This window comes from Mizugakiibacter sediminis (assembly GCF_000953855.2).
In the GTDB taxonomy this organism is placed as follows: domain Bacteria; phylum Pseudomonadota; class Gammaproteobacteria; order Xanthomonadales; family Rhodanobacteraceae; genus Mizugakiibacter; species Mizugakiibacter sediminis.
Window position 1 is genome coordinate 1 of the sequence record NZ_DF970208.1, and the last position, 4,049, is coordinate 4,049.

4 protein-coding genes are annotated in these 4,049 nt (G+C 74.7%); all 4 read left to right on the plus strand.

What is annotated here, in order from left to right; translation table 11 throughout:
- Positions 1–477 (plus strand): 4'-phosphopantetheinyl transferase family protein (locus MBSD_RS09195; RefSeq protein WP_148667852.1); only part of this gene is annotated, 477 nt, incomplete at its 5' end.
- Between the two features lie 32 nt (positions 478–509).
- Positions 510–1,283, plus strand: coding sequence for an alpha/beta hydrolase family protein (locus MBSD_RS15160; protein ID WP_062537052.1), 774 nt, complete (start codon positions 510–512; stop codon positions 1,281–1,283).
- A complete protein-coding gene (locus tag MBSD_RS09200) occupies positions 1,280–2,173 on the plus strand; it encodes an alpha/beta fold hydrolase (RefSeq protein WP_062537053.1) in 894 nt (297 codons plus the stop codon). The genes MBSD_RS15160 and MBSD_RS09200 overlap by 4 nt, the downstream gene beginning before the upstream one ends.
- Positions 2,174–2,178: 5 nt before the next feature.
- Complete coding sequence (locus tag MBSD_RS09205; protein ID WP_148667853.1) at positions 2,179–3,885, plus strand: glucosamine inositolphosphorylceramide transferase family protein; 1,707 nt, start codon at positions 2,179–2,181, stop codon at positions 3,883–3,885.
- The last annotated feature ends 164 nt before the right edge of the window (positions 3,886–4,049 follow it).

A 4,049-nucleotide genomic window follows, 5' to 3' on the forward strand; every position in this document is an offset into this window, starting at 1 on the left:
GCGTCGGCCGGCGCGCCGGCGTTCAACCTCAGCCACGCCGGCGGCCTCGCCCTGCTCGCCGTCGGCCGCGTGCGCGCGCTGGGCATCGACGTGGAGGCGGTGCGCCCGCTGCCCGACGCCGAGCTGCTGGCGCGGCGCTGCTTCACCCCGGCGGAGTGCCTGACGATCGCGGCCACCGCGCCGCAGCGGCGCGCGCTGGCGGTGATGACCTGCTGGACCCGCAAGGAGGCGCTGTTGAAGGCCACCGGCGACGGCCTGGGCCGCGATCCCTGCGGCATCCACGTCGGCGCCGACGCCGGCCCGCGCCGCGTCGTCGTGCCCGCGGGCGGCGACACACCGCCGTGGAGCGTGGCGCTGCGCACGTTCCGGCCGGCGCCCGGGCACATCGCGGCGTACGGCATCGCACTTGGCGACGCGCCCGCCAGCGGCGATGATCCCCCCGTCACCCACTGGTACACGGACGTGGCTGCATCGTGATCCCTTACCGCTTCGGTGCCCGGGAACGGCGCATGTTCGGCGTGTTCCACCCGCCCGCGGGCGAGCGCGCGCGCGGCAGCGCGGTGCTGCTGCTGAATCCGTTCGGCCAGGAGGCGATCCGCAGCCACCGCATCTTCCGCGTGCTGGCCGAGCGCCTGGCGCGGCGCGGCTTCCCGGTGCTGCGCTTCGACTACTACGCGACCGGCGATTCCGACGGCGAGTGCGAACAGGGCACGCTCGCCGGCTGGTGCGACGACGTGCGCACCGCCCACGCCGAGCTGCTCGCGCGCAGCGGCTGCCGCGCCGCCGCGTGGGTGGGGCTGCGCCTCGGCGCCAGCCTTGGCCTGCTGGCCGCGCGCGCGGACGCGGCGCCGCGCATGCTGCTGCTGTGGGACCCGGTGATCGACGGCGGCGCCTATCTCGACGAACTGCGCCTCGCGCACATGAATTTCCTGGCCGAGGACTTCGGCATCGACTGGCCCGCCTTCGCCGCGCGCTTCGGCCGCCCCCGCGAAGGCGTGGTCGACGAGGCGCTCGGCTTCCCGCTGCCGCTGGAACTGCGCGCGGAACTGCGCGCGATGGCGCTGGCCGCCGCGCCGCCGCAGACCGCGCGCGTGCACGTGCTGGTCACCGCCGAAGGCGCGGCGCAGGCGCGCCTGCGCGAACGCCTCGCCGCAGCGCCCTCGCTCGAATGGCGCGCGCTGGCGTCTTCGTCGCCGTGGAATTCGGACGAGGCGATGAGCGCGGCGATCGTGCCCGCCGACGTGCTCGACCACATCGAGGCCACCGTGGAGACGTTGCCGTGAACGAGCGCGTCGTCCAGTTCGGCGAGCGCCGGCGCCTGGTCGGCACGTACACCGCGCCGGTGCAGGGCGTGCCCGCGCACGACCTCGGCTTCGTGATGTTCAACGCCGGCGTGATCCCGCGCATCGGCCCGCAGCGCATGTACGTGAAGTTCGCGCGCGAGATGGCCGGACTGGGCTTCGCCGCGTTGCGCTTCGACCTCTCCGGGCAAGGCGACAGCCGCGCCGCCACCGGCACGCTCGGCTTCGAGCGGCAGGCGGTCGCCGACGTGCGCGCGGCGCTGGATCATCTCGCCGAGACGCAGGGACTGCGGCGCTTCGTGCTGGTCGGCCTGTGCTCCGGCGCCGACCACGGCTACGCGGCCGCGCTGGAGGATCCGCGCGTGGCCGGCGTGGTGATGCTCGACCCGCACGCCTATCCGACCCTGCGCACGCATCTCAACAGCGCGCTGGCGCGGCTGCGCCGCAGCGGCGCCGCCGACGCCGTGTGGCGGATGCTGCGGCAACGCCTCGCACGGCGGCGCGACGCCGCCGCCGGCGGCGGCCGCGTGCGTCCGCCGAAGGAGGCGTTCGCGCGCGGGCTGGCCGCGCTCGGCGCGCGCGGCACCGCGGTCTACCTGCTGTACTCGGGCAGCATGACGCGCGAATACAACTACGCCGGGCAATTCGCCGACGGTTTCCGCCGCTACCGCCTGCCCGCGTGCATCCAGGCCGACTACATCGCCGACGCCAACCACAATCGCACCGAGCTGGCGGCGCAGCGCGCGTGGATCAGCCGGGTGGCCGCGTGGTCCCGGCGTTTCGTCGCCGCGCCCGCGCCTGCGACGGATGCCGCACGGCATACGGGAGAGGCCCGCGTCGGCGCGGCGCTGCACGCCGGCCAGGGAGAGTGAGCGCCATGGACATGGGACGCACGCCGCAGGCCGCCGCCCGCTCGGCGCTGTATCCGCCGCTGCCCGCCGGCACGCGGCCGCTGCGCGTGGTCGCGCTGGTCGACCGTACGCAGGTGCCGGCCTGGCTGGCCGCCGCGCTCGCCGGCCTCGGCGAAGGCGGCGCGGCCGAACTGGTCGCGCTGGCCGCCGTGCGGACGGGCAGGCCGCCGCGCGGCAGCCGCCTGTTCGATGCGTATCTCCGTCTCGACATGCGTTTCGCCGGCGCGATGGGCGCCGTGCACGCCAGCCGCGATCTCGCCGCGCTGCTGCCGGCGGTGCCGCGGCACGCCTGGCGCGCCGCCTCCGATGCGCCGCTGGAACTGGACGCGGAGGCCGCGGCCGAGCTGGCGCGGCTGTCGCCCGACCTGGTGCTGAGCTTCGGCCTGGCGCTGCCGGCAACGAAGCTGGCCGCGATGGCCACGCATGGCGTGTGGAGCTTCGGCCGCGACGCCACCGATCCGATGCGCGCCGCGTTCTGGATGTTCGCCGCCTTCGACCGCGGCGAGGCGGTCACACCGGGCGGACTCGGCGTGCATCGTTCCGACCGCGGCCGCTGGGAACTGCTCGAAGCCAGCGTGGGTTCGACCGCGCTGCTGTCGCATGCGCGCAACCGCGCCTATCAGTTGCAGAAGACGCCGGCGCTGCTGCGGCGCGCGCTGCGCCGTCTCGCGCTGGGCGAGGAACCCGAGGCGCGGCCGCTGCCCGCCGCCCACGCGCCGGACGGCATGAGCTGCGTGGCGCTGGCGCTGCGCCTGCTGGTGCGCGCCGCGGACCGCCATCTGCCGCGGCTCGGCAAGATCGAACACTGGTATCTGCTGTGGCGGCAGTCGTCGGCGCGGCTGGATCCGCAAGCGCCCGGCGTCGAAGGCTTCCAGCGCCTCGATCCGCCGCTCGGCGCGTTCTGGGCCGACCCCTGCGCCTACGTGCACGAAGGCCGCCGCGCGATCTTCGTCGAGGAGCTCGACTACGCCAGCGGCCGCGGCCACATCAGCGCGATCGAACCGGACGCCGACGGCGCGCACCGCAGCGGCGTGGTGGTGAAGGCCGCCTGCCACCTCTCCTATCCGCGCGTGTTCGCCTGGCGGGACCAGCTCTACCTGACCTTCGAGGCGGCGCTGGAGCGCCGCCTGCCGCTGTGGCGCGCGCGCCGTTTCCCCTACGAATGGGAGCCGGTCGCGGACCTGCTCCGCGGCTACCGCATGGTCGACGGCACGCTGCACGAGGAAGGCGGCCGCTGGTACCTGTTCGTCTGCGTCGCCGAGACGCCGTTCGACGACGGCGGCCGCGAGTGGAACGAACTGTTCCTGTTCCATGCCGACTCGCCGCTGGGCCCGTGGCTGCCGCACGCGCGCAACCCGATCGTCGCCGACGTGCGCTCCGCGCGGCCGGCCGGCGGCCTGTTCCGCCATCGCGGCCGGCTGATCCGCCCGGCGCAGGACTGCGGCCCCGACTACGGCTACCGCATCGTGTTCCAGGAGGTGCTGGAGCTGAGCCCGGAGCGCTACGCCGAACGGCCGCTGGGCGCGCTGGCGCCCGACTGGCAGCCCGGTCTGCGCGGCTGCCACACGTATTCCGTGCACGACGATCTCGAAGTGCTGGATGTCAAGCTGTTGGCGCCGCGGCGCTACGCCCGACCGGCGCGAAAGGCCGGCGACGGCCGGTCCCCCGCATGATGCCGCGCCGGCTGCCCGCGATTTGCCCGCGGAATGCACCGGCGGCGCCATGCCTCGATCCGCGCGCCTGCGCGACCATGTCCGGATCGCGCCGCGCGAACCGCACGTTGCCGTTACGATAGGCGATTATATACTTGACAAACCCAAGAATCGGCGTAGCCTGA